Below are 24,550 nucleotides of genomic sequence, written 5' to 3' on the forward strand. Positions count from 1 at the left end.
GCAATGGGTAACACCGCACTGGAAAAAGTTCGCCAAAAGGGTATTTTTTTTCGTTTGCAGGTTAACGGTTGCCGAAATTGCCGCCCGAATGGTTAGGGTTTGAGTAATTTGTCCAAAAAATGTCCGTCGCCGCCGGTGCCGCCAACGACAGCGTCCAGTTCAAGGTCGCTCAATTCCCAATCGTTGGCCGCCATACCCATGTGCCGTATCAGTTCCTGGTCGCTAAACCGGAAGCCTGAAGCATTGCCTAGTTGCACATAAAGCTGGAGAAAACTGCTCAGGTCTGTGGTTTGTTTAATCTGTCCCTGTAAACGGAGGTCATGGGTCACTTGCCTGTTAAATTGCCGCAATGCTTCTTCTGGCGGCAAGCGTACGGTTATCGCCTCCTCTAGGCGTTGGCCGAAATTGTCATCCAGGGTATGGCCGCTATACATGCCGTTTAGACTACCGATCCAGCCCATCACCACCGCCAGAGCGGCCTGGTGTGTCCGGCACGCCGGGCAATCGGCCAGATGCCCGGCCAATTGTTTGGCCTCGCCGTCATCTAAGTCGTGCTCGGATGCGCGGCTTATCAAGAGCCGGATGTCATCACACGTCAAAACTTGCATAACCAGATACCCCATAAACAAGTGGAAAATTGTTGGCAAATAGCTATTGTCAGTAACATTTCAATATGTCCGGTTCCCCGCTCCTTAGTTTTTAACATGAGCCGCTGGCGGCTATAGTGGGCAAAACCGCATCTGAAGGTGTCAGCCCCTGTACTTGGAGATAATCGGCCAATAAGCAACGTGCCCGGTTGACCCGGCTTTTGGCCGTACCCACAGGGATACCGAGCAGGTTAGCGGTGTCCTGATAAGACAGTTGTTCAAAAGACACGAAAATAAGGGCTTCGCGCAAATCGGTCGGCAACTGGGCAATGCCTTGGCGCACGGTGTCCAACACTTGGCGTTTTTCCAAATCCAGGCAAGGCATACTGTTGGGACTGGCATGGTTAAACAGGCTATCGTCAGATTCCCAATGGAAACGCCGTTCGGGTGCGCGGTTAAGATAATTTCTGGCCTTGTTGAGGGCAATGCCCAGCAGCCAAGTGGCCAAGGTGGAGTCGCCCCGAAAATTAGCCAAGTTCAAATAGGCTTCGATGAAGGTATCTTGAGCCAGGTCTTCAGCATCGGCGACGTGGTTAATGTGCTTGAGGAGGAAGCGGTAAACGCGGTTTTGGTGGCGGCGTACCAAATGCAAGAAGCTTCGGTGGTCACCGTCCAGCGCGGCATCAATAAAGTGACGTTCGGATGGCATATCGTCATCAGGAGAAGTTACCATCGGCACGATTTTGCGCTCCAGTGGTGAAAAGTTGCATGATTATTGATTATAGTATTGTAGAATTCAATCATTATCGCCACACTGAAATAGCACGCCAATTTGTGCCGGTGGCTCTGGCCTTACCGAAAGCGGTTTTGTGGATCTGTGCCCTAAACGGACTCTATAACAACAAGAAAAGACGGGGAAACCAATCATGACCTTGCCAATTGATAGGGAAGGCATCAGGATTTTATGCCCTGATGCCACATCCCATACGTTTTGTAAGCGGCGGAGCCGCTATAAAACCCCACTGGTGTTACTGGGGCTATGGCCTTTACTGGTGGGGCAGCCCTTACAGGCGGCGCAATTTGACGGCCATTTGTTGGAAGCGGTGCGCCTTACTTTGGCGAACGCGCCTGATATCGCCCTGAGCGAGCAGCAAATCCAGGCCAGTCAAGGCCGTTTGCTGGCGGCGCAAAGCGAATTTGTCCCGGTCATTTACTCTGGGCTGGGCGGGCAGAGCATCCATACCCCGTTGCCGCAAGCGTTGCGGTCGGGCGGACAAACCGAAATCAACGGCGACCTATTCAACTACACCGTTGGCGCAAGCAAAAAGCTCTATTCCGGGGTCATCGTTAACCCTGAATTGAGTGTCATCCGCACCAGCGACAATTACGGCAACACCACTATCCCTAACAGCGGCAATCTCGCCCTCAATTTTACCGTGCCGTTACTGAAAAACAGCGGCACATTGGTCAATACCGCCAATATGACCGCCGCGCAACTGGAGCTGGATTCCGCCGTACACGATTACCGCTTCACCTTGTCGGCTAAAATTGCCTCCACCGTTATTGCCTATTGGGACTGCTTGGCCGCCAAAAAGTTGTTGGACATCAGTGCCGCCGCCGAGAATCGGTCTAAGGAGTTCCTCGACAGTGCCCATAAACTGGCTAATGCGGATGAAATTCCGCAAGCGGAAGTGAAGCGCTACGAAACCCAACTGGCGGGGGATACCATTAACCGTATCTCTGCGGAACAGGCCTTGGTTGTCGCGCGTGCCGGGCTGGCCTTGGCCATGCAGTTGCAAAACCAAGACCCCGCCGCCGTGGCCTTGCCTATCGACGATTTCCCCGTTGTGGAGCCTGCGGACTTGGCAAGCTTGGACAATGCCGTTTCTGTCCAGAATCTGATTGAAACAGCCGCCCAACAGCGTTTGGACGTGCAAGCCATCAGCATACGCCAACAGGCCGCCAACACGCTGTTGGCTGCCGCGCAGCAAAACAACCGTACCCAATTGGATTTGAACCTCAGCTTTGGTTATAGCGGCCTGACTGAAGGCAGTGCCGTCGCCAATACTGTCACGGCCTTGCAACCTAAGGGTAACGGCCCTAATGCCGCCGTCAGTGTCAATCTGGCGTTCCCGGTCACTGACAACGCCTACCGCAGCGCTATTGTCCAACGTGCCGCCGCCGCCGAGCAAAACAGTATCCAAACCCGTGCCTTGCAAAACGCCATCCGCAATAATATACACGTCCACATCAATGCCTTGCGGCTGAGCGCCGCACAATGGGCAAAAGCGAAATTTCAGGCCGAAACCCAATTCCAAGTGCTGGAAAACGAAAAAAAACGCTATAAATTGGGGGTCGGGTCAGTGCTGGACATCATTTACAACAACGGGCAACTGAGTGTCAGCCAAGCCAATGCCGTTTATGCCGCCCGCGATTTTTTCCAAGCCGTCATCCGCTTTAGGTTCGAGACCGGGCAATTGCTTGAACCGTTGCATGAACAGCAAACCTTGGATATGGCAGAACTCACTACCCTTCCCGATCACTGATTTTAGGACTGATGCACCATGAATAACGGGCTGTTTCGCCAATCCGCTTTGCAGGCGCTCGCCAGACCGGAGCAACTGGACCAATTTTTGACCCTAACCCGGCCTCGGGCTTGGCTGGGGTTGGGCGCGTTGGCGATGATTCTCGCCGCCGTGCTGATTTGGGGTATTTTTGGTTCTTTGCCCACCACTGTGGTGGGTACTGGCATTTTGATCAGCCGGGGCGGGGTTTTTAATGTTGTCGCCCTAGGTAACGGGGTAGTGACGGAAATGGCTGACCTGAAGGTCGGCGATCCCGTCCGTAAGGGACAAGTGCTGGGGCGTATCGACCAACCGGCCATGGCACAACAAATCCAAGCGGCCCAGATAGAACTGGAGCGGCTGGAAAAGGAAGAGGCCGAAGTTATTGCGATGATACATGCGCAACAGACGGCTCAAGAGCATTCTTTCATTTCCCGGAAAAATGCGCTGCAAAATATCATCCATGCCAAGGAAGAGCATTTGCGTTCGTTGAATACGGTCAAACAGTCACGGGCCGGTTTGGTCAGCGAAGGGCTGATTACCAAGCAAGGCTACGAAGAAACGCAACAACTGATTTATGCCGAAGAAAACGCCATTGATGAGGTGCAAAGCCAGTTGCAACAACTAGGGCTGGAAAAATTGGGCAATGCCGACCAGCATAGTGAACGTTTGCGCATGTTGCGTTCGCGTATCCTCCAAGGCCAAAACCAATTGCAAGACATGCAATTGCGCCAACGGCTCGCTGTGGACATTATCAGCCAGCATGACGGCAATATCATTGAAACCATGACTACCCGTGGCAGCGCCATCACCACGGGCCAAGCCATTTTGAGTTTGGAAATCACGGCCAAAAACTTGGAAGCCGTCATTTACCTGCCGCCTCTGAGCAATGCCAAACGCCTGCAACCGGGTATGACCGCGCGTATTTCCCCCGTCACTTATAAAAAAGAACGCTATGGCTATCTGCTTGGCAAGGTCAAAGGCGTAGCCAAGTATCCTGCCACCGCCGCCGGCATGATGGCGATGTTCAATAATGAATCGTTGGTTGGCGCCTTGTCGCAACAAGGGCCACCGATTGCGGTGTCGGTAGATTTGCTGACCGACCCCAGCACGGCGAGCGGCTATGCTTGGTCATCGGATACGGGCGCGAAGCTGGAATTGAGCGGCGGCACGATGGCAACCGGCAATTTTATCATCGAAAGCAAACGGCCCATCAGTCTGGTGTTGCCGTGGCTGAGGGAACTCACTGGCTTGTAAACAGAAGGAACTCACATGTTAAAAGGGTTGTTGAAAAAAAGCTGGTTTGCTAACGGTAAAGCAAGTGGCGCACGGGTGCGGACACCCACCGTTTTACAAATGGAAGCGGTGGAATGCGGAGCGGCGGCTTTGGCGATTGTGCTGGGCTATTATGGCCGCTTCGTGCCGCTAGAAGAGCTGCGGGTGGCCTGCGGCGTGTCGCGTGATGGCAGCAAAGCCAGTAATGTTGTGCGGGCAGCACGCACTTATGGCTTGATCGCCAAAGGTATGCGCCTGGAGCCGGGCAGTTTGGCTGCACAGAACAGGCCGCTTATTGTGTTTTGGAATTTCAACCATTTTTTGGTGTTGGAAGGCTTTGGCAAACAGCGGGTTTATCTGAACGATCCGGCCACCGGGCCGCGCACGGTCACGGCGGAAGAGTTCAACAAGGCATATACGGGTGTGGCACTGACGTTTGAGGCCGGGCCGGAATTTTGCCCCGGCGGGCAAGCCCGCAGTTTGCTCAGATCGCTTAAGCCCCGCCTGAAGGGTACGGGGACGGGGCTGGCGTTTGTGCTGTTGGCAAGTTTGGCGTTGGTCATCCCTGGGCTGGTCATCCCCATCTTCACCCAGGTCTTTGTCGATAATATTCTCATAGACCACATGGGCAATTGGCTCAGGCCGTTGTTGGTGGGTATGGTGGCCACCGCTTTGTTGCGCGGCCTGTTCACGTTATTGCAACAAACGTATTTGTTGCGCTTAGAAATGCGCTTGGCGTTGACCTCGTCCAGCACCTTTATTTGGCATGTGTTGCGCCTGCCCGTGGAGTTTTTCAACCAACGCTATGCTGGTGACATCACGATGCGGGTCTTCTCCAATGACAGCATCGCCCAGATACTGTCTGGTGATTTGGCCACCAATGCCGCCAATATTGTGTCATTGGTGTTTTTTGCCTTGATCATGTTCCAATACGACTGGATGCTGACTTTAGTCGGCATTGCCATCACCGCGATCAATTATGCCGCCTTTAAAACCGTGGCGCGGCTACGCAAAGACAGCAACATGAAATTGTTGCAAGACCAAGGTAAGCTCAATGCCGTAACTATGGGCGGTGTCCAAGCCATAGAGACCATCAAGGCCACGGGTGCCGAGAGCGATTTTTTTTCCCGTTGGGCTGGCCACCGCGCCAAGGTCAACAACACCGAGCAGGGACTGGAATTGTACAACTGCTTGTTGGCGGCTTTGCCGACATTGCTGTCGGGGCTGACCAGTGTGGCCATCTTGGGTTTGGGCGGGCTCAGGGTCATCAATGGTGAACTGACTGTGGGTATGTTGGTGGCTTTCCAAAGCCTGATGAGCAGTTTTACCCAACCTGTCACCAATCTGATGGGGTTGGCTGGCAAGTTACAACAGGCTGAAGGCGATTTGGCACGCTTGGATGATGTCTTGCATTATAAGGCCGCAGACTGGGAAGAGTCTGCCAGTACCCTAGAAACGGAGGCAAAATTACAGGGCGAGTTGGAATTACGCAATCTTTGTTTTGGCTACAGCCGTTTGGATCCGCCGTTAATCGACAATTTCAACCTGCACTTGCAGCCCGGCCAACGGGTCGCCCTAGTGGGTGCATCCGGCAGCGGCAAGTCCACTATCGCCAAGCTGGTCATGGGGCTTAACGCGCCCTGGTCAGGCGATATTTTGTTGGATGGCATCCCTAAGCAAGACTTGCCGCGTTTGGTCTTACATGCCTCCTTGAACGGTGTTGACCAAGATGTGTATTTGTTTGAAGGCACGGTGCGCGATAACCTGAGCTTATGGGACGACACCTTGCTTGAGGTGGACATCATCCGTGCGGCTAAAGATGCCTGCATCCATGATGCCATTATCAGTCGGGCCGGCGGTTATGGCAGCCTTGTCGAGGAAGGCGGCACCAATTATAGCGGCGGCATGGCTCAACGTCTGGAAATCGCCCGCGCTTTGGCCAGCAACCCGCGTATTTTGGTCATGGATGAGGCCACGGCGGCTCTGGACCCCAGTACGGAAAAACAAATTGATGACCATATCCGCCAGCGTGGCTGTACCTGCCTGATCGTCGCGCACCGCTTATCCACCATCCGCGATTGTGACGAAATCATCGTCATGGAACGTGGTCGGATTATCGAACGCGGTAACCACGAGCAGTTGCTCAACCTGAAAAAAGCCTACTACCGTTTGGTTAGCGAAACATGAACATAAGCGCCTTAGAAACCCTGCCCTTAGATAGTAACCAGCCGATATTGCTGAACGGGCGCAGCGAACTGTGGAAGGTCGCACAAGGCCAAGTTGACTTGTTCGCTGTCGAAGTCAGGGACGGCAATCCCGTTGGGGTACGCGAACATATCTGCCGTTTGCAAGCGGGGCACTATTTGCTGGGCTTGGGGGAGGGTGGCGGCGCGGTCGGAATGGGTCTGTTAGCGGTGGGATTACCTGGCACCCGTCTGGCTTGTTTGGCTTCTTCCCTATCAGCGCGTGCCGAACTGGCGGCAGAATCGCCCGAAGAATGGGTAGCCGAGTTGGATGAATGGCTAATTATGCTCAATGTGGTGTTGCGCCAATCATCGGCTATGGATTCGTTGTTTGAAGAAGCCGATAAGGAAGACCACGAAGGCGTGGTTTGGCTAGTTGACCCTAGTGGTGAGGCATTGATACCGGTGCTGGTGTGGATGCCCATGCAGCAAGTGCGTTCGCGGACGGTGGTGTTGCCGTTAAATTTGCAGGCTTGGATGGAAGCCAGCGTGGACGGCGATTTGGTGTGTCAAAGCAGTGCGGTGCTGGCCAGCACCGGGCATTTGCAAACCGCCTTAGATGCCTGCCATAGTGCCTTGCTGGAAGCGATCAAAGAGCAGCGCGACCAACGCCAAAGCGCGGAAGCGCAACGCTTGGTATATAAGCAGGAACTGGAAACGCAACGGTTCGGTGATGCCTTAGCAGGGTTGACCCACATTATGGATGCCTCGTCTGAACACTATTTGCCGTTCAGCGATTGGACAGGGCTGGCGGCTGTGGATGCCTGTTTGTTGGTGATGGAAGCCAGCGGTATCCGTTCGCCTTTGCCCAGCGGCGAGAAAATTGATCCTGCCATTCACACAGTGGAAAATTTGGCCTTACGCAGTCGGGCCGCCCTGCGCCAAGTGACGCTCACGGGTGAGCATTGGTGGCAGGAGGATGCCGGGGCGTTGCTGGCCGCCCGTAAAGACGGCAGTCCGGTGGCGTTGTTACCGCGTGGCCGCCAAGGCTATTGGCTGGTTGATCCCACCGATAAATCGCGCGTACCTTTAACCCAGGAGAATGCCGCCGGGCTTGGCGATACCGCCGTGACGTTTTTCCGCACCTTCCCGATTGGACAGCCGATTGGGATCAAAGAGGCTTTGCGTCTGGGCAAGGTGGGGAGCGGTGGCGACTTCCGCCGTTTACTGGGGGTGGGTGTATTGGGCGGCCTATTAGGGCTGTTAGTGCCATTCGGCACTGGCTTGCTGATCGACAGCGTCATCCCCAACGCCCAACACAGCGAACTGGTGCAACTGGTATTGCTGTTGTTCACCGCTACCCTAGGTATCAGCGCCTTTGAACTGACCCGCGCCATTGCTATGTTACGCATTATGGATGGCCGCATCGGCAATGCTGTGCAAATGGCGGTGATCCATCGCCTGTTGTATTTGCCGACGGTGTTTTTCCGCCGCTATTCGGCGGGCGATTTAGCCAACCGCGCACTGGGCATCGGCATGATCTTCCGCCAATTCAACACCACCACACAAGCGGCGGTACTCAGTTGGTTTTTCGGTTTGGCCAGTTTAATCTGTCTGTTTTTCATCAGCCAAAAGTTGGCTTGGCTGGCGGTGCTGTTGGCGGTGTTGATCATCCTGCTGTTTTCCGGCCTCAATTACTGGCGGCTTACTTTTGAGCGGCGTAAATATCGGTTGCAAGGCACGCTTGCCAGCCGGGTGTTCCAGTTGCTCAACGGTATCGGCAAACTCCACGCCAACGGTGCGGAAAAACGCGCCTTTGCGTTGTGGGCGACCGATTTCGCCAAACAAAAAGCCTTGGATTATCAGGCCCGCCGTATCAGCAACATCATCATCGTTATTGAGTCAAGCTACCCGGTTTTGGCATCGGCGCTGTTATTTGGCATCACCGCTTTTGCCCTGCCTAACCTCAGCACCGGCGATTTTGTTTTTTTCAACACGGCATTCACGCAGTTTTTAGCTTCCACTTTGGCGATGTTCAACGCCCTGACGATGCTAATCCCCGTCATTCCGCTATACGAACGCGCCCAACCCATTTTAGAGACTTTGCCGGAAATGAGCGCCGCCCACAAGTCCCCCGGCCTATTGACCGGGGCGATTGACCTTAATTTGGTTACATTCCGTTATGTTCCTGATGGGCCGACTATACTCCATAACTTGTCAATCAACATAAAATCTGGCGAATTCATTGCCTTTGTCGGCCCGTCAGGTTCGGGTAAATCCACTATATATCGGCTGTTATTGGGGTTTGATAACCCTGAATCAGGCGCGATTTATTATGATGGCCAAGACCTGTCCGGTCTGGATATTGGTGCGGTCAGGAAGCAACTGGGCGTGGTGCTGCAAAACGGCAAGCTGATGTCGGGTGATGTCTTCAGCAATATTGTCGGTTCCGCACCGCTGACCTTGGATGATGCTTGGGAAGCCGCCCGTATCGCGGGTTTGGAAGCCGACATTAAAGCCATGCCGATGGGTATGCACACCGTCATCGCCGAAGGTGCGGGAACACTGTCCGGCGGCCAAAGACAACGGCTGATGATTGCCCGCGCCGTGGTCAACAAACCCCGCATCCTGCTGTTTGACGAGGCCACCAGTGCCCTTGACAACCATACCCAATCCATTGTTTCACAAAGCATTGAACACCTTAATGCCACCCGCATCGTCATTGCCCACCGCCTATCCACTATTCAGAAAGCCGACCGCATTTTCGTCATTGAGGCCGGACAGGTCAGCGAATGTGGGACTTATGATGAACTGATGGCAAAGGGTGGCGCGTTTGCGTTGTTGGCCAAGCGGCAATTGTTGTAACAGCGCGTTAAGCTATGACGTTATTTTATGCATATTGCATAGCGGATGATATGTCCGGTATTACCATCATTAAATTATTTCACACGATGTTGGAGTAGGTTACATCCAATGACAAGGCTTTTGTGTTCTTCTGCACTGCCGCCTATCCGTCCCTAGCCCATATACTCTATAATGGTAGCCATTTTTCCACCCATTCCACTTACTCCACATCTAAAGGAATTGTTACATGGCTCACCCTGACGAACCTACTTCTAACACCCGCACCTTTTCATCACAAGTTGTCGATGGCATGGAGCGCGCGCCTAGCCGCGCCATGTTACATGCGGTCGGCTTTAGCAATGAAGATTTTAAAAAGCCGCAAATTGGCATCGCTTCGACATGGAGCATGGTCACGCCTTGCAATATGCACATCAACAAACTGGCGGACGATGCGGCGGCGGGGGTTAATAACGCCAACGGTAAAGCCGTGGTGTTCAACACAATCACCATTTCTGACGGTATCTCTATGGGTACTGAGGGCATGAAATACTCGTTGGTGTCGCGTGAAGTGATCGCCGACTCGATAGAAACCGTGGTCGGTTGCCAAGGTTTCGATGGCGTGGTCGCTATCGGCGGCTGTGACAAAAACATGCCCGGCTGTATGATCGCCATTTCCCGCCTCAACCGTCCGGCGATTTTCGTCTACGGCGGCACGATTATGCCCGGTTGCCACAAAGACAAAAAACTCGATGTTGTGTCGGTGTTTGAAGCGGTCGGCGCACGCGCCAATAATAAAATCGACGATGAAGAGCTGGCGCAAATTGAAGCCAAAGCCATTCCTGGCGCGGGTTCTTGCGGTGGCATGTATACCGCCAACACCATGGCCTCGGCGATTGAAGCCTTGGGCATGAGTTTGCCGAACAGCTCCGCGCAAGCCGCCATTTCCAACGACAAACGCCTGGACTGCGAACGTGCGGGCGCGGCGGTGTTGGAGTTGCTGAAAAAAGGCATCAAGCCCAGCGACATCATGACCAAAGAAGCCTTTGAAAATGCCATCACCGTAGTCATCGCCTTGGGCGGTTCCACTAACGCGGTGCTGCATATCTTAGCGATGGCGAATGCGGCGAAAGTGGACATTAACTTGGACGATTTTACCCGTATCGGCAAGCGCGTGCCGATGTTGGCGGATTTGAAGCCTAGCGGACGCTACCAAATGGCGGAATTGATCGAAATCGGCGGTATCCAACCGTTAATGAAAGTCCTGTTAGGCGCAGGTTTACTGCACGGCGATTGTTTGACCGTGACCGGCAAAACTTTGGCGGAAAACTTGGCTGAGGTTGCGCCTTACCCGGACGGTCAGGATATGATCCGTGCCTTAAGCAACCCGATTAAAAAAGACAGCCACTTGGTCGTTTTATACGGCAACCTCGCCCCCGAAGGCGCGGTGGCAAAAATTACGGGTAAGGAAGGCCTGTGCTTTACGGGTACGGCAAAGGTGTTTGATGCCGAAGAGCTAGCTCTGCAAAGCATCTTGAACGGCGATATTGTTAAAGGCGATGTGATTGTTATCCGCTACGAAGGCCCTAAAGGCGGCCCCGGAATGCGTGAAATGCTCTCACCCACCTCGGCGATTATGGGCAAAGGCTTAGGCAAAGAAGTCGCGCTGATTACCGATGGGCGGTTTTCCGGCGGTACGCATGGCTTCGTGGTCGGCCACATCACCCCGGAAGCTTACGTCGGCGGGCCTTTAGCGGTTATCGAAAACGGCGACACCATTACTATTGATGCGGAAAACAACGCTTTGACCCTGCATGTTAATGAGCATGAAATGGCGCGGCGCATGGACAAATGGCAACAACCTGCACCCCGTTATACGCGTGGGGTGTTGGCTAAGTATGCTAAGTTGGTTAACTCGGCTTCTTTGGGGGCGGTTACGGATAATTAGGATGGGGTAGGGCTAAGCCTGTTTGTTAAGGTTTGGAGAAAGGGCCGCTTCTGTTCCGGTATGTTCTGGAACAGAAGCTTTATCATAAAGATCTATAGAGTAATTGCCATGTCTAGTTTCTATAAATTCATTGATAATAATCTTGATGTTATTCATAGCTTAATTGGTGGCAGTATCAAATTCACGCCAATACCGGAACTGAACGATCCATCCGAGCTTGTGCCGAATCTCGATATTGACGAGATAAAAGCTTCACTTCAGTACCTACGTCAGCATGGTTATAGCGAACAAGATATGATTTATCTCAGGCAACAGGGCAACCTTTTGCAGCGTCTAGCACCAGAAGTTATGGTTATTGGAATACCTGCGACACAAGAACAGGCAAGCCAAGTTATCCGCTTACCATTTTTTAATGATATACAAAATTTAGAACCGCAGCTTTACAGAACTGCCACAGCAATTTCCTCCAATGTCGGCATATTCTGTCTTTCGCAACGATATGACTCACTTCCTATGTGGGCGCATTATGCGGCTAATGCCAAAGGATTTGTGGTTGAGTTTCTAGAGTCCGAATTAAAAAATGAATTTTTGGGTGACAATACTGGTGTGTTGAACCAGCTTATTCCAGTACGCTATGGACAAGAAATATCAGGTGTAACTTTTGACCCAAAGTCCCACGAATCACTTTTTTTCGATAAATTCCAAGATTGGCAGTACGAACAAGAAGTGCGCATTATAAAGCCGCTCAAAGAATGTAACAAAGTAGAATATAAAAAAACAGAATGCCAAGAAACTGGCATCATATACTTACATCAGCTTCCTTTCACTTGCATAGGGCGTGTGATATTGGGCTGGAACATTTCTCCAGAGCATCGGAATGCTGTAGTTGACTATGTTCATAGCCTTGATTCGCCAGTAGAAGTTGTGCAAGCAAGATTTTCAATCAGAACAGGGGTAGAATTGATGAGCCTAAATGATTAATGCCATTAAACGCCTTGACGAAGAGCGGTTAACAGACTGTCTGGAAGATTACGCGCTGGGTGAGTATGGCAGCAAAACATTATTGGTGGGCGGCATTCACGATGATACGCTGCTTTGTTATTTGCGAAGGGCAAGCCGAAGAAATCTATTTGACCGAATTGTATGCCTGCTAGCCGGACAATCACAACCATAAGGGCAGCCAAGCCGCCCCTATGGCTAAAAACAACCGCTTATTTGCTGCTGGCCTTAATGTGTTCCACTGCCTCTTCCGCCGATTTGGTGGCGGGGGCGGTTTGGTCTAGGCCGCCTTGGTCAATCGCGTCTTGCAAGGATTGGGCGGCTGCGTCCAGATGGTTTTTGGCTTTGCCGTGGGCGACTAAAGAACCTGCTAAGGTATGTTCTAAAGCCAATTTGGCGTGTTCTACCAAGACGGGCGGGTGGCCGGCTTTGCCGTGTTCTACGGCGGCTTTAGCGTGGCTTAACGCTTCGGCGGCGTGGTCTTCGGCGGCGAAAGCGGCAGTGCTCAAAATCAAGAATAAGCCTGCACAAATAGATGCTAATTTTTTCATTATTCTTTCCTCATGCTAGTTAAGTCGATATATTTATTATAGTTGCCGGGATTGCCTGTAGCGATCCGACACTACTATTCTAAATAGCTGGAGGATTATTTTCAATAGCGTAATACAAGTATGCCGCTCTTTTTAATTGCTAGGCTTGGCGATGACAGGCCGTGCCTGTGGTTGCCGTCCGCGCCACCAAAACACCAGCCGAAAGCTCAGCAATACCGCCAAAATGGCCGCAAATGCCATAGGGTTGGTCAGGTCTTTTTTTACCAGCCACCAGTAATGCACCACGCCGCCGACCCCGATCACATAAATCAGGCGGTGCAGCCCTTTCCAACGTTTGCCGCCGAGCTTTTTGATTAAGGCGTTGTTGGAGGTGACCGCCAGCGGGATCAGCAGCAGGAAGGTGGGGAAACCGACCGTGATATAAGGGCGTTTGATGATGTCCTTAAGGATGCTGTCCCAGTCAAAAAATTGGTCTAAGACCAAATAGGTCAAAAAGTGCAGGCAGGCGTAGAAAAACGCGAACAGCCCCAGCATCCGGCGGGTACGGGTCAGCCAGTGCCAGCCTGTCAGTTTGCGCAATGGGGTGACGGCCAGCGTCACCATAATCAGCACCAATGTCCAATAGCCCGTGGAGCGGGTGATTTTTTCGATAGGGTTAGCCCCTAAGGCATCGGTCAGGCCGCCGATTATCAGCCGGGCTAAGGGGATTAAGGCGACTAAGAACAAGGCCACTTTAACCCAGGTCAGGGTTTTGTCGGTTAATTGTTTCATGGTCATGACACTTAAAAATAGGTTTTTAAATCCATGCCGGTATACAAACCCGCCACTTCGTCGGCATAGCCGTTAAAGGGCAGGGTAGGGCGCTTGAGAAAGTCACCGATACGGCGTTCTTTCGCTTGTGTCCAGCGCGGATGGTCAACTTCGGGGTTTACGTTTGAGTAAAAACCGTATTCGCTAGGCCCGGCCTTCATCCATGAGGTGATCGGTTGCTGTTCGGTAAAGCGGATTTTAACGATGGACTTGGCGCTTTTAAAGCCGTATTTCCACGGCACGACCACGCGGATCGGCGCACCGTTTTGGTTGGGCAGCATTTCCCCGTACAAGCCGAAGGTCAGCAAGGTTAAGGGGTGCATGGCTTCGTCCAGGCGTAAGCCTTCGTTATACGGCCATTCCAGCACAGCGGAACGCTGTCCGGGCATTTGCATCGGGTCATGCAGGGAGATAAATTCGACAAACTTGGCGTTACCTGTCGGTTCGGCTTGTTTAATCAACTCCGCGAGCGGATAACCTATCCACGGCACGACCATAGACCACGCTTCGACACAGCGCAGGCGGTACACCCGCTCTTCCATCGCCGCCAATTTCAGCAATTCGTCTATATCCCAGGTTTTGGGCTTATGCACTTCGCCTTCGATAGTCACCGTCCATGGACGGGTTTTTAAGCTGTGGGCATTTTGCGCCGGGTCGTCCTTGCCGGTGCCGAACTCATAAAAATTATTGTAGCCCGTCACATCTTTATAAGGGGTCTGCTCTTCGCTTAAGGTATAAGCTTGGGATTTACCTGCCGCCAGCTTATCGCCCGCCCACAGCGGCGCAGGCAACAGGCTGGCCGCTGTCGCTCCCGCCGCCATTTGCATAAAACGCCGACGATCATAATAATATTCGCGGGGGGTGATGTCTGAAGGCAACAGGTGGGGGTCGGGTCGGTAACTCATAACGGCGTTCCTTTTTTATGATAAGTGGATGGCTTTTATAAGTAGTCGTAAGCAAAACGTTTTGCTTACCGTTTTTTTTTTCGGCGGTTCGGTTGGCGATAGCGTCGGATGCTGCTATCGCCGTTATGTCTTGGAGGGCAAACCCGACTCACCGGCAGTTTTTTCCGGCCATCTAAATTTATTTACCCGATAATCGCCAGAAGGCAAGCGGCTTATACCTTGAGCCAGCGCCACCAGAACCAAGTGCGCACATGCAAATAGTCCCGAATCGGGGTTTTGAGCAGCAACAGCAACAGGCCGATAGAATATAAACACCACACAGCCGCCCATTCGTTGGGGTTGTTGGTGCTTAAATAGGCCAAAAACGGCCCGGTCACGATGTGGTAGACTGTTATTTTCCAAGACCCGTACAGCACCGGCATAATAAACGCGGCGATGACGTACATATTAAACAGCACCAAGTTGGCGATGGCCGGAATTTCCCAGGCAATATGCCACTGCCCTGACACCGAGCAAATATGCTTGCCGCAAAAAGGCACGTTAAACGATTCGAAATAATCGCTGAACAGCACTACTTTGGTCTTTACTTCATAGCACATCGGTGCCCAATCAAACGGATATAAGCGGATCAACAGGCAGACCGTGGCGACAAAGCAAATAAAATACACCGTCGGCGAAATTTTCTGCCGGATAATGTCAGGGATGAAATACATGGACACGGCGTTGACAAAGAACGGTTGGAAGGCGATGTGGATATAACCCAGTAAGGTGGCGATCTGGTTGCCCGGATTGGCGCAATCGTCGATCACCGTATAGGTATAAGCCTGCAAGGCTTCCATCAACGAAAAAAAGCCCAACGCCGCACATAACGCCAGCGGTTCTTTTTTATAATAAAAATACACAGTACTGCCTAAGCCCACCGCCGCTAAAACGGTGGACGCTTCGCCACTCCAACACATTGCCTTGCCCCTTGTTATTGTTATTATTTATCCTTTTTAGGGGATGGTGTGATGCCAGTAGCGGAGCTGTTTCCGATAAGACCTGTGGTCTGAACGAAATAGTTTTTGCATCTGAACCCTGCTTGGTATATGGCTATTGTGGCCGTATATGCGGGTAGGATGCCCGCGCTCCCTGGCGTGTGCCGCCGCTGCTATTTTATGCCCATTCCCTCTTTTACACTAGGGTTCGCAATAGCCGATGGGTTTATACAATGGTTTTATCGCCGGACTGTCATTTCCATTTTACGCCGCGGGCAAATGAGGTTTTCGCCATTAGATAAACTATATCAATATAGCGGGTGGTCGGGTTATGTTGGCAGGTTTGGTAGGCCAGCGATAGGGCGTAATCGGTACTTTTAAACGGCCAGACTTTATCGCCATGCTCCATCATAAAACTGGCAAAAAAACCGCTTAATGTGCCGCTAAAGTTGCCATAATCCTCGTAGGTTTTCTGTAGCGTAGCGGAGTCTTGCACTTCGTGGCGGTTAATTTTTGCCATTGTTTCGTAAGTGCTGACAAATGCCGAGCAAGGGGCGTTGCCGATGCCGACCATGGTCGCGGGCGGGCGGAAAAAGCTGGCGGCAGAGGCGGCGCAGGGTAGGGCTAGCAGTAACAATATGGGGAGCTTGTGCATGGTTTAATCAGGTTGTGAGGGAGGGGGCATTTTATCAGCCGCCAGCCGCTTAAAGAATTCGCTTTCGGCGACGATATCCAAACTGCTTTCCACCCTATCCAAATAGACTTTACCTTCCAGATGGTCATATTCATGCTGGAAAACCCGCGCGATAAAACCGTCCAGCGCTAGGGACACGGCTTCGCCTGCCGTATCGGTATAGTGTACGCTGATGTGTTGGTAGCGCGGTACTAGGGCGCGTATCGACGGTATGCTCAAACAGCCTTCCCAGTCTTTTTCCTGCTGGGCTGAGGTAATGTCATAACGGGGGTTAACCATCACTGTCGGGGCCATCAGCGGCGCGTAAGGATAGCGCGTGGTGGGGCGCGAGGCGACGATGATAATGCGCTGGCTGATGCCGATCTGCGGGGCGGCCAGCCCGACACCCTGGCTGTTGGCGAGGGTGTCTTGCAGGGCGGCAATGGTCGCTAAAGTGTCAGCGGCGTGGATGTCGGCGACCGGGGCGGCGATTTGCCGCAGTACGGGCGCACCCAATTGGGCGATGGCATAAACGGGCTCTGGGGTCATGCTTGCAGCTCATTTAGGAGTAAGGCTTGCGCCTGTACGGAGGTTTCGTTGTCATGCAACTGGTGTTGCCGATAAGTGCCGTCGGGCTGTAAGAACCAGACTTGCGAGTTGTCTTGCAAGTAGAGGTTTAGGTCGTGCAGGATCCGCGCCGCGAGTTTTTTGCTTTCAATCGGGAAACAGACCTCAACGCGCTTGAACATGTTCCGGCTCATTAAATCGGCGCTGGAGGCATACACTTCTTGATGGCCATCATTGGCAAACACATAAAGCCGCGCATGTTCCAAAAAGCGGCCAATGACGGCGCGTACTTCGATATTGTCCGATACGCCGGGGATACCGGGGCGTAGGCAGCAAATACCGCGCACAATCAGTTTAACCTCCACCCCCGCTTGCGAGGCCCGGTACAGGGCCTTAATCAGTTGTTCTTCAACGACGGCATTGACTTGGATGATGATTTTCGCTGGCTTGCCGTTTTTGGCATGTTGGCTTTCACGGTCGATTTTTTCCACTAAGCCCTTATGCAAGGTAAACGGCGATTGCAGCAATTTGTTCAGCTTGGTCACTTTACCCAAGCTGGTCAACTGGGCAAACACCCGCCGCACGTCTTCGCCCAGTTCCTTATCGCAGGAGAACAGGCCGTAATCGGTGTAAATTTGCGCGGTGCGCGGATGGTAGTTACCCGTGCCCAGATGCACATAGTTACGCAGTTGCTTATCTTCGCGGCGTAACACTAAGCACATTTTCGCATGGGTCTTATAACCGACCACACCATACACCACATGCACCGCCGCTTCTTGCAATTTGGCGGCGAGGTCGATATTGGCCTTTTCATCAAACCGGGCGCGTAGCTCAATCACGACGGTGACGACCTTGCCTGCCCGCGCGGCTTTAATCAGGGCGGCGACGATAGGCGAATCGGCTCCAGTGCGGTACAAGGTCTGCTTAATCACCAACACATCAGGGTCGGCGGAAGCTTGCCGCAAAAATTCCACTACGGGTGCAAATGACTCGAAGGGATGGTGCAATAGCACATCGTTTTTTCTGATGGCGGCAAACATATCCTTGTCTTTACCAAAACAGCTCGGAATGCTGGGCTTAAACGGCGGAAATTTCAGGTCGGGGCGGTCGAGACAGTCGTTGACTTCTTGAATACGGTTGAGGTTGACGGGGCCATTGACCAAAAACAGGCGGTCACGGGTCAGATGGAAACGCTCCAGCAAAAAGTTGACTGTGTCATCGGCGCAGTTGGCATCAATCTCCAAACGCACTTCATCACCATAATTGCGCATCGCCAATTCGCCCTGTACCGCCAGTAACAGGTCGTCAATGGCATCGTCATCGACAAAAAAATCACTGTTGCGGGTGACGCGGAATTGGTAGCAGCCTGTGACATTCATGCCGCTGAATAAATCGTTAATAAATTCGTGGATAATCGACGACAAAAACACGAAATCATGCGGGCCGCTGCTAGTCGCTTCGGCGGGTAACTGCACAACTCTGGGCAGGCCGCGCGGCGCTTGCAATATCGCCCGGCCACTGTTACGGCCAAACGCGTCTTTACCGGTTAAGGAGATAATGAAGTTAAGGCTTTTGTTGAGGATGCGCGGGAAGGGGTGTGCCGAATCTAAGCCTACCGGAGTCAAAATCGGCAACAGCTCTTCGTTAAAATAAGTGGTCAGCCATTGGTGTTGGGCTTTCGTCCAATCTTTACGGCGGATGAAGCGGATATTGTGTTCGGCCAGCGTCGGGATGAGGATGTCATTAAGGACTTGATATTGCTTATTGACCAATTCATGGGCGTAGATGGCGATTTTTGCCAATTGTTCGCTGGGGGTAGTGCCATCGGCGCTAATGGTGTTCGGGTCGATGCTCGCCATTTCGATGATACTGGCGACCCGCACCTCGAAGAACTCATCTAAATTAGAGCAAGAAATGCACAGATAATTGAGCCGTTCCAGTAACGGCACGGCCTCGTTTCTGGCTTGCGCCAACACCCGCTTGTTAAAGGCCAGCAGGCTCAGGTCGCGGTTAATATATAACTCAGGGGCATTCAGTGGGAGGCTGGTTTCGGTTGGCTTGCTGTCCATAGGGGTTCCGTCAATGAAATGTTCAGGGTAGGGAAATTAGGCTAATGGGTTAGGGGTGGAAAAATTTGGGGTTGCGGGTATTGGCGGCAGTAGATTGGCACAGCCCCTTCAAGCTATCACCCCGGCAATAAACACATGCCGGTCGCTGGTTTGGCTAACGCTTAGCGGTAACTGCGCCGCCGCCAATTGGGCGGTGATTTCCTCAAGGCTAAACGCCGCCAATAGGGAATGGTAAAAATCCCGCCGCAAGATGTCCGGCTCATTGCCCGCATAGTTATCCACTAGCCGTTGGGCGGTGGCGGGGCTGTCAGGGCGTAACAAATCCATGACGATAACCCTTGTGCCGCGCCGCGCATACTGCCGAACCATTTGCCAAAGTATCTGCGGGTCTGGCAGATGGTGCAACAGGCTATTGCTAAAGATAATGCCATAATCAGATTGTGGCAAGATGACAGCAGGCAAACGACCGAAAATATAACGGATAGTTTCCGGTTGCGGACACAACAGCGGATTTTGCGCATACGCGAGCATGGCGGCGGAACCGTCGACGGCATGGACTTGGCTGTTGGGGTAGGCATTGGCAAAGCGGCGGCTAATGTCGCCCGCGCCGCAGCCCAAATCTAAGGCGACACCTTGATAAACGTCACCGACCACGGATTGCAAGCGGCGGATAAAATCACTATGAGCCTGGCTAAAGTCGGCCTGGGCGTAGGCTTCTACTTGCTCAGGGTCTTCCATCAGTTCGGGTTCTAATTGTCGGTGCATGGCGGAAAGCCTCGATTGCCTTGTAGGCCGCCGGTATGGACGGCAATAATGGTAGTGCCGGGCGCAAATACGCCGTTGTTAATCAGCTCATACAACCCTAACAGCATCTTGCCCGTGTAGACGGGTTCTAAAGCAATGCCGTGGTCGGCCTGAAAATCCCGGATAAACGCCAGCAGTGCCGGGGTCGTTTGGGCAAAGCCGCCGCAATGGTAATCTAAATTGATGTGCCAATTTTGTTGGGGCTGCGGCAATAACTGTGCGACATCTTCGCGTAAAAATCCGGCGTTTTTTAAGGCCGCAAAACCCAGCACTTGGCTGGGTGACGTAACGGCTGCCGCCAAGCCCGCTAAGGTCGCGCCAGTGCCGCACGGCACACAAAGCCACTGGTAGGGTATGGCCAATTCCGCCACCAATTCGGCGACCCCTTGCAAGGCCAAGGGCTGGGTGCCGCCTTCGGGCAGCCAATAGTCGCCTACTTGCCAGCCGGGCAAGCTGTCCCACGCTTTATAAGGCCTGAGTATACGGTAATCACCGCGCGAGATAAACTTTAGCTGCATACCCCAGTCTTGGGCATCTTGCAAGGTCGGGGTTAACGGGGTGGGCGGCTCACCACGGATATAGGCGGTAGTCGGCAAGCCCAGCGCCTTACCCGCATAGGCTAAGGCGTGGAGATGGTTGGAATAAGCCCCGCCCATACTGATGAGGCGGCGGCAATCCAACCCTAAGGCGTGGTTGAGGCTATATTTTAGCTTGCGCCATTTATTGCCGGAGAGGATGGGGTGCAACTGGTCGTCGCGCTTGAGCCATAGCGTCACTTGCTTTTGTTCAAGGAGCGGATCGGTGATACGGCTGAGGCCGGAAGGCTGGAATTGGGTTTCCAGGCGCTTAAGTGCAGGGTGCATGGGAGAATAAAGGGAGGGGTAGGGTATAAAGCCGCCCAATCCGGGCGGCTTTATACCAGTTACAGCTTACTTATCGAGCTTTAAGGCAATATAAGACGTACCGCCACGGCGTTGCACCAGTACCGCTACCGATTTGCCCACAGGCAGGTTTTTCAGTGCCTGCTCAAAGTCGGCAAGACTAGAGATAACGGTGTTTTGGATGCGTAAGATCACGTCGCCGCGTTGGAGGCCTGCGTCTTTTGCCGCGCCTTTGCCGACCTCGTCAACAATGACCCCACCCTTAGGCAATTCTAAGACGGCTTTTTGTTCATCGTTTAAGGCACTGACCGCAATGCCGATTTTATTCATCGGTTTGGCTTCGGGTTTGCTGGCTTCAGTTTTTTGTTCAGGCTGGTCGGGCAATAATCCGACTTTAAACGTCACCGTTTTGGCGGCACCTTGGCGGATGATTTTTAAGGTCGCGGGGCTGTCGATGGCGGTGATGCCGACTAAAGGCGGCAAATCGCCCGAATTTTCAATGGTTTGGCCGTTGAACTCGACAATCACGTCACCCAGTTGCAGATCGGCTTTAGAGGCGGGGCTACCAGGAATAATCTTGGCGACTAACGCGCCTTGCGGGCGTTTCATGCCGAACGATTCGGCCAATTCGCGGGTGACATCTTGGATTTGTACGCCTAACCAGCCGTGGGCAACTTTGCCCTTGGTCTTGATTTGGTCGGCGACATTCATCACCACATCAATCGGGATGGCGAAGGACAGGCCCATAAAGCCGCCGGTGCGGCTGTAAATCTGCGAATTGATGCCGATAACTTTGCCGTCCATATTAAACAGCGGGCCACCGGAGTTGCCGGGGTTAATCGCCACGTCAGTTTGGATAAACGGCACATAGTTGCCGCCGGGCAGGCTGCGGCCTTTGGCGCTGACGATACCCGCCGTTACCGATTGTTCAAAACCGAACGGCGAGCCGATCGCCAATACCCATTCGCCGACTTGTAATTTATCCGGTGCACCGATGGTGACAGTCGGCAAATCACTGGCGGTGACTTTTAACAAGGCGACATCGGTACGCGCGTCGGAGCCGACCAGTTTGGCGACCAGTTCGCGGTGGTCGGAGAATTTGACGATAATCTCATCGGCATCTTTCACGACATGTTGGTTGGTCAGTACATAGCCGTCAGGGGAAATGATAAAACCGGAACCTAAGGATTGGGTTTCGCCCGCGCCGTAACCGTCGCCGTTTTCGTCGGGGTTATTGTAAAAGCGTTTGAACAGCTCTTCCATTTCCGGCGGCATACCTTCGGGCATTTGTGGCTTGGCGGTTGCTTCGGGACTGGGTTTGGGTTTCTGGCTAGTGCTGATATTGACTACGGCGACGCCGTTGGTTTTGACCATTTCGGTAAAGTCCGGCAGTTGAGCCAAGACGTTTTGGCTTGCCAAGACCGCCAAAAACACACATAAACTCATAATTCTGAGCATATTATCTCCATTTTGGGCAATTAAAATTAGTGGTAGGTCGCTTGATAGCCATTTTTTAGATTTGATGGGCAATTGGAGCGTAAAGGCTTGTTGCCTTTGCTGAGAGCTTTAAGGGGGGCTAAACTATAAGACATTACACGCGGTCCGTTCAGGCAAGCCATTAAGTCGGTATCTGTAAGGCCTATAGCCCATGCGCTTCTGGCGTTAGAGGCTGCCATACCCCGTTTACCGCAACCGGACATTATCGGCAATTAGGCGGATGGTTTCGGGCGGCACTTCCCCCATCACCGTGATCTGGTAATTGCCTTGGGCATGGCTGAAAAAGTTGATGGCATCAATCGTTTGTACCCCTTCGGTACTGTTATTGACAGGCGGAGGGGTATTATTCCTGGGTTCCATATAAATGGATACCGAGGCTAGACCATCGCTCAGCAAAACATGGTCGACCGGCTGCTCGGCGACATGGATGGGCTGGCGGGAAAAAAACACTTCCGTGAAGCCCTTAGGCAGGCTGCTGAACGTAAAGGCTGCCTGTTGCGGGGCGGTGGCGTTGGTTGCGGCTGGCGGGGTGTTGGTGGCTGGCGGCATGGCAATAAAAGGCAAATTGTCTTTGACTTGCAACTCGGTGAACAGCCGCTCTTCGACGATTTCGCCGCTCAGGCCATATACCTCCACCTTAAGCGGTAAGGCCCATTGCTGACTTAACCAGATTTTCCGGCCATATCTAAGGCCGTCTTTAGGCTTGATGGCGACCACATTAGCGGGCAATAAAGCGACGCTTTCTTCGCCCTGCATTTCAATGTCGTAGGCGGCGTCCAGTTGCGCCAAGTCGGTGGGCATGTTAACTAAGAACGAGCGCTCAAAGGGGCGTTGATCAACGACAAGCTGGTGAGTCGCCTTATAGAGGCAACTCACCTTGCCGGTTTCGCGTACCACTTCGCGTAACGGCGAATTAAGCGACAGTAGATGTTCTTGCTCTTGGCCGTTGTTGACGGCATGGGAATAACGCATCGGTTCGAGCTTACCGTCCCGCAGAAACGCTACTGTCCCTTGATAATTAAGGGTCTGCATGGCGGTCACCATATTTTTTAACGCCTGTTTACCATTTTGCAATTGTCCGGCGGAGTGGCTCCCGGAAATAAGGGAGGGTAGGTTTTCTGCCCATGCCGTGACAGTGGACAAAACGGAGAGGATAAGAAAAAACCACTTTACCACAATCATTTTTGATTATATGCCGTAAGACGCGCCATAGATTGTAACTGTTGGTTATCCGCATAAGCGCTACCATTGTGGGCTTGCAGATAATCGTTGATGCGGGCATTTAACGGTTGCTCGGTATTGCTGCGGGCAACGGTAGTGACGGGCGAGTGGGGCAAGGTGGGCACAGCGGCGTGTTGGGCAATTTGTAGGGTGGCCGGATTGGCGTTGGGGCTATGCTGCCCTAACAACGGCAAGGAGCGGACTGCCACTACAGATAGCACCGCCACCGAGGCCGCCAAAGCCAGCCATTGGTAGCTACGCTTGGCGGCAGGCTTAGGGCGCGGCAATAGGTAGGCCGGTTCCGCCTCCAGCCGTGCGGAAATTTGCGCCGAAAAATCTGGCCGTAAGGCGATAAACTGCTCGGTTTTTAACGCATGGCTGATGGCGGCATAGCGCTGCAATTTCTCCGCCAACGCCGCATTGGTACGCATTTTCTGCAATAAGGCCAAGGCTTGGTCATGGGGTAGTTCATCGTCAAGAAATTGGGAAGTTTTCTGATTTAGCTCGTCGTTCATCAAAAGTCACCGTGTGTGAGCAAAGGGTTTAATTTACTATCTATGGCCTCCCGCGCCCTAAAGATGCGCGAGCGGACCGTTCCGACCGGACATTCCATGGCCTCGGCAATTTCTTCATAACTCATCCCTTCAAATTCGCGCAGCATAATTGCGGTGCGCATTTCTTCGGGCAAATGGTCAATTGCCGCCCTGATGGTCTTGATGATTTCTTCATTCAACAACAATCTCTCAGGGGTGTCGATACCTTGCAATTGCGGGGCGTTTTCTATCGCCTCCGCATCTTGGATATCGACTTCATATTGGGAGCTACGCCGTGAGCGCGACACCAGATAATTTTTGGCGGTGTTGATGGCGATGCGGTACAGCCAAGTGTAAAACGTCGATTCGCCGCGAAAACTGCCAATGGCGCGATAGGCTTTAATGAACGCTTCTTGGGCGACATCCTGCGCTTCGCTGGGATCTTTCAGGTAGCGGTTAACCAACTGGACGATTTTGTGCTGGTATTTAATGACCAACAAATCGTAGGCTTTTTTATCGCCTTGCTGTACACGCGCCACCAACTCTTCGTCGAGATGTTCGCTAGTCCTATTTTGACTGTTCACTACTGCTCTTATATGTTGGGTAGACAGGATTAAACTGAATAAGTTCTTTTGTGACAAAATTGTGTTATCACTTCAAAAAGC

Annotated in this window: 22 protein-coding genes; 7 read left to right on the plus strand and 15 right to left on the minus strand. The window is 52.7% G+C overall.

What is annotated here, in order from left to right; translation table 11 throughout:
* Positions 1-92: 92 nt before the first annotated feature.
* Together AADEFJLK_RS16870 and AADEFJLK_RS16875 are read right to left on the minus strand one after the other, a co-directional pair.
* On the minus strand, positions 93-608 hold the full coding sequence (locus AADEFJLK_RS16870) for a Nif11 family protein (RefSeq protein ID WP_170065146.1): 516 nt from the start codon (positions 606-608) through the stop codon (positions 93-95).
* A gap of 91 nt (positions 609-699) precedes the next feature.
* Positions 700-1,320, minus strand: coding sequence for an RNA polymerase sigma factor (locus tag AADEFJLK_RS16875; RefSeq protein ID WP_103975048.1), 621 nt, complete (start codon positions 1,318-1,320; stop codon positions 700-702).
* A 193-nt stretch (positions 1,321-1,513) separates the two neighbouring features.
* Between AADEFJLK_RS16875 and AADEFJLK_RS16880 the strand changes: the two genes are divergently transcribed.
* The 7 genes from AADEFJLK_RS16880 to AADEFJLK_RS24095 all read left to right on the plus strand — a co-directional run bounded on the left by AADEFJLK_RS16880 (position 1,514) and on the right by AADEFJLK_RS24095 (position 12,572).
* Positions 1,514-3,133 carry a TolC family protein gene (locus AADEFJLK_RS16880; RefSeq protein WP_103975049.1) on the plus strand — a complete coding sequence of 540 codons (1,620 nt, stop codon included), beginning with the start codon at positions 1,514-1,516 and terminating at the stop codon, positions 3,131-3,133.
* 18 nt (positions 3,134-3,151) lie between these two features.
* Positions 3,152-4,408, plus strand: coding sequence for an NHLP bacteriocin system secretion protein (locus AADEFJLK_RS16885; RefSeq protein WP_103975050.1), 1,257 nt, complete (start codon positions 3,152-3,154; stop codon positions 4,406-4,408).
* Between the two features lie 15 nt (positions 4,409-4,423).
* Entirely contained in the window at positions 4,424-6,613 is a 2,190-nt protein-coding gene (locus AADEFJLK_RS16890) for an NHLP family bacteriocin export ABC transporter peptidase/permease/ATPase subunit (RefSeq protein WP_103975051.1), read from the plus strand.
* Complete coding sequence (locus AADEFJLK_RS16895) at positions 6,610-9,474, plus strand: NHLP bacteriocin export ABC transporter permease/ATPase subunit (RefSeq protein ID WP_103975052.1); 2,865 nt, start codon at positions 6,610-6,612, stop codon at positions 9,472-9,474. The genes AADEFJLK_RS16890 and AADEFJLK_RS16895 overlap by 4 nt, the downstream gene beginning before the upstream one ends.
* A gap of 226 nt (positions 9,475-9,700) precedes the next feature.
* Positions 9,701-11,398: a dihydroxy-acid dehydratase gene (gene ilvD / locus AADEFJLK_RS16900; RefSeq protein WP_103975053.1), complete on the plus strand. Its 1,698-nt coding sequence runs from the start codon at positions 9,701-9,703 to the stop codon at positions 11,396-11,398.
* Positions 11,399-11,506: 108 nt separating this feature from the next.
* Positions 11,507-12,379, plus strand: a complete 873-nt coding sequence (locus AADEFJLK_RS16905) for a DUF2971 domain-containing protein (RefSeq protein WP_157679161.1) — start codon at positions 11,507-11,509, stop codon at positions 12,377-12,379.
* Positions 12,372-12,572, plus strand: coding sequence for a hypothetical protein (locus AADEFJLK_RS24095; RefSeq protein ID WP_146054635.1), 201 nt, complete (start codon positions 12,372-12,374; stop codon positions 12,570-12,572). Before AADEFJLK_RS16905 ends, AADEFJLK_RS24095 begins: the two co-directional genes overlap by 8 nt.
* A gap of 37 nt (positions 12,573-12,609) precedes the next feature.
* Here the strand turns inward: AADEFJLK_RS24095 and smbP are convergent, their stop codons facing one another.
* From smbP to rpoE, 13 genes are all read right to left on the minus strand, one after another.
* Positions 12,610-12,948 (minus strand): small metal-binding protein SmbP, encoded by a 339-nt coding sequence (smbP, locus tag AADEFJLK_RS16910; RefSeq protein WP_088619552.1) that lies wholly within the window; start codon positions 12,946-12,948, stop codon positions 12,610-12,612.
* A gap of 132 nt (positions 12,949-13,080) precedes the next feature.
* Positions 13,081-13,719, minus strand: a complete 639-nt coding sequence (locus AADEFJLK_RS16915) for a protein-methionine-sulfoxide reductase heme-binding subunit MsrQ (protein WP_249028069.1) — start codon at positions 13,717-13,719, stop codon at positions 13,081-13,083.
* 11 nt (positions 13,720-13,730) lie between these two features.
* Positions 13,731-14,663 carry a protein-methionine-sulfoxide reductase catalytic subunit MsrP gene (msrP, locus tag AADEFJLK_RS16920; RefSeq protein ID WP_103975055.1) on the minus strand — a complete coding sequence of 311 codons (933 nt, stop codon included), beginning with the start codon at positions 14,661-14,663 and terminating at the stop codon, positions 13,731-13,733.
* 212 nt (positions 14,664-14,875) lie between these two features.
* Positions 14,876-15,622: a DUF5765 domain-containing protein gene (locus tag AADEFJLK_RS16925; protein WP_103975056.1), complete on the minus strand. Its 747-nt coding sequence runs from the start codon at positions 15,620-15,622 to the stop codon at positions 14,876-14,878.
* 271 nt (positions 15,623-15,893) lie between these two features.
* Positions 15,894-16,295, minus strand: coding sequence for a hypothetical protein (locus tag AADEFJLK_RS16930; protein WP_088619556.1), 402 nt, complete (start codon positions 16,293-16,295; stop codon positions 15,894-15,896).
* Positions 16,296-16,298: 3 nt separating this feature from the next.
* Positions 16,299-16,862, minus strand: a complete 564-nt coding sequence (def, locus tag AADEFJLK_RS16935) for a peptide deformylase (protein ID WP_103975057.1) — start codon at positions 16,860-16,862, stop codon at positions 16,299-16,301.
* Complete coding sequence (ppk1, locus tag AADEFJLK_RS16940; RefSeq protein ID WP_103975058.1) at positions 16,859-18,949, minus strand: polyphosphate kinase 1; 2,091 nt, start codon at positions 18,947-18,949, stop codon at positions 16,859-16,861. The genes def and ppk1 overlap by 4 nt, the downstream gene beginning before the upstream one ends.
* Before the next feature lie 108 nt (positions 18,950-19,057).
* Entirely contained in the window at positions 19,058-19,714 is a 657-nt protein-coding gene (locus tag AADEFJLK_RS16945; RefSeq protein ID WP_103975059.1) for a class I SAM-dependent methyltransferase, read from the minus strand.
* Positions 19,699-20,616 (minus strand): 1-aminocyclopropane-1-carboxylate deaminase/D-cysteine desulfhydrase, encoded by a 918-nt coding sequence (locus AADEFJLK_RS16950; RefSeq protein WP_103975060.1) that lies wholly within the window; start codon positions 20,614-20,616, stop codon positions 19,699-19,701. The genes AADEFJLK_RS16945 and AADEFJLK_RS16950 overlap by 16 nt, the downstream gene beginning before the upstream one ends.
* Positions 20,617-20,682: 66 nt before the next feature.
* Positions 20,683-22,092: a DegQ family serine endoprotease gene (locus AADEFJLK_RS16955; RefSeq protein ID WP_088619561.1), complete on the minus strand. Its 1,410-nt coding sequence runs from the start codon at positions 22,090-22,092 to the stop codon at positions 20,683-20,685.
* Between the two features lie 225 nt (positions 22,093-22,317).
* Positions 22,318-23,313: a MucB/RseB C-terminal domain-containing protein gene (locus AADEFJLK_RS16960; protein ID WP_088619562.1), complete on the minus strand. Its 996-nt coding sequence runs from the start codon at positions 23,311-23,313 to the stop codon at positions 22,318-22,320.
* The gene (locus AADEFJLK_RS16965; protein ID WP_088619563.1) at positions 23,310-23,867 is read right to left on the minus strand and encodes a sigma-E factor negative regulatory protein; all 558 of its coding nucleotides are present in this window, start codon (positions 23,865-23,867) and stop codon (positions 23,310-23,312) included. The genes AADEFJLK_RS16960 and AADEFJLK_RS16965 overlap by 4 nt, the downstream gene beginning before the upstream one ends.
* Positions 23,867-24,469: an RNA polymerase sigma factor RpoE gene (gene rpoE, locus AADEFJLK_RS16970; protein ID WP_088619564.1), complete on the minus strand. Its 603-nt coding sequence runs from the start codon at positions 24,467-24,469 to the stop codon at positions 23,867-23,869. The genes AADEFJLK_RS16965 and rpoE overlap by 1 nt, the downstream gene beginning before the upstream one ends.
* Positions 24,470-24,550 lie beyond the last annotated feature (81 nt).

Source organism: Methylovulum psychrotolerans (assembly GCF_002923755.1).
In the GTDB taxonomy this organism is placed as follows: Bacteria; Pseudomonadota; Gammaproteobacteria; order Methylococcales; family Methylomonadaceae; genus Methylovulum; species Methylovulum psychrotolerans.

Excerpts from the sequence above, each read along its gene's own strand:
- AADEFJLK_RS16915 (WP_249028069.1), bottom strand. The coding sequence starts at position 13,719 with ATGAAACAATTAACCGACAAAACCCTGACCTGGGTTAAAGTGGCCTTG.
- AADEFJLK_RS16895 (WP_103975052.1), top strand. The coding sequence starts at position 6,610 with ATGAACATAAGCGCCTTAGAAACCCTGCCCTTAGATAGTAACCAGCCG.
- ppk1 (WP_103975058.1), bottom strand. The coding sequence starts at position 18,949 with ATGGACAGCAAGCCAACCGAAACCAGCCTCCCACTGAATGCCCCTGAG.
- ilvD (WP_103975053.1), top strand. The coding sequence starts at position 9,701 with ATGGCTCACCCTGACGAACCTACTTCTAACACCCGCACCTTTTCATCA.
- msrP (WP_103975055.1), bottom strand. The coding sequence starts at position 14,663 with ATGAGTTACCGACCCGACCCCCACCTGTTGCCTTCAGACATCACCCCC.
- AADEFJLK_RS16945 (WP_103975059.1), bottom strand. The coding sequence starts at position 19,714 with ATGCACCGACAATTAGAACCCGAACTGATGGAAGACCCTGAGCAAGTA.
- AADEFJLK_RS16925 (WP_103975056.1), bottom strand. The coding sequence starts at position 15,622 with ATGTGTTGGAGTGGCGAAGCGTCCACCGTTTTAGCGGCGGTGGGCTTA.
- def (WP_103975057.1), bottom strand. The coding sequence starts at position 16,862 with ATGACCCCAGAGCCCGTTTATGCCATCGCCCAATTGGGTGCGCCCGTA.
- AADEFJLK_RS16950 (WP_103975060.1), bottom strand. The coding sequence starts at position 20,616 with ATGCACCCTGCACTTAAGCGCCTGGAAACCCAATTCCAGCCTTCCGGC.
- smbP (WP_088619552.1), bottom strand. The coding sequence starts at position 12,948 with ATGAAAAAATTAGCATCTATTTGTGCAGGCTTATTCTTGATTTTGAGC.
- AADEFJLK_RS16880 (WP_103975049.1), top strand. The coding sequence starts at position 1,514 with ATGACCTTGCCAATTGATAGGGAAGGCATCAGGATTTTATGCCCTGAT.
- AADEFJLK_RS16870 (WP_170065146.1), bottom strand. The coding sequence starts at position 608 with ATGCAAGTTTTGACGTGTGATGACATCCGGCTCTTGATAAGCCGCGCA.
- AADEFJLK_RS16960 (WP_088619562.1), bottom strand. The coding sequence starts at position 23,313 with ATGATTGTGGTAAAGTGGTTTTTTCTTATCCTCTCCGTTTTGTCCACT.
- AADEFJLK_RS16875 (WP_103975048.1), bottom strand. The coding sequence starts at position 1,320 with ATGGTAACTTCTCCTGATGACGATATGCCATCCGAACGTCACTTTATT.
- AADEFJLK_RS16955 (WP_088619561.1), bottom strand. The coding sequence starts at position 22,092 with ATGCTCAGAATTATGAGTTTATGTGTGTTTTTGGCGGTCTTGGCAAGC.
- AADEFJLK_RS16965 (WP_088619563.1), bottom strand. The coding sequence starts at position 23,867 with ATGAACGACGAGCTAAATCAGAAAACTTCCCAATTTCTTGACGATGAA.
- AADEFJLK_RS16930 (WP_088619556.1), bottom strand. The coding sequence starts at position 16,295 with ATGCACAAGCTCCCCATATTGTTACTGCTAGCCCTACCCTGCGCCGCC.
- AADEFJLK_RS24095 (WP_146054635.1), top strand. The coding sequence starts at position 12,372 with ATGATTAATGCCATTAAACGCCTTGACGAAGAGCGGTTAACAGACTGT.
- AADEFJLK_RS16890 (WP_103975051.1), top strand. The coding sequence starts at position 4,424 with ATGTTAAAAGGGTTGTTGAAAAAAAGCTGGTTTGCTAACGGTAAAGCA.
- AADEFJLK_RS16905 (WP_157679161.1), top strand. The coding sequence starts at position 11,507 with ATGTCTAGTTTCTATAAATTCATTGATAATAATCTTGATGTTATTCAT.
- AADEFJLK_RS16885 (WP_103975050.1), top strand. The coding sequence starts at position 3,152 with ATGAATAACGGGCTGTTTCGCCAATCCGCTTTGCAGGCGCTCGCCAGA.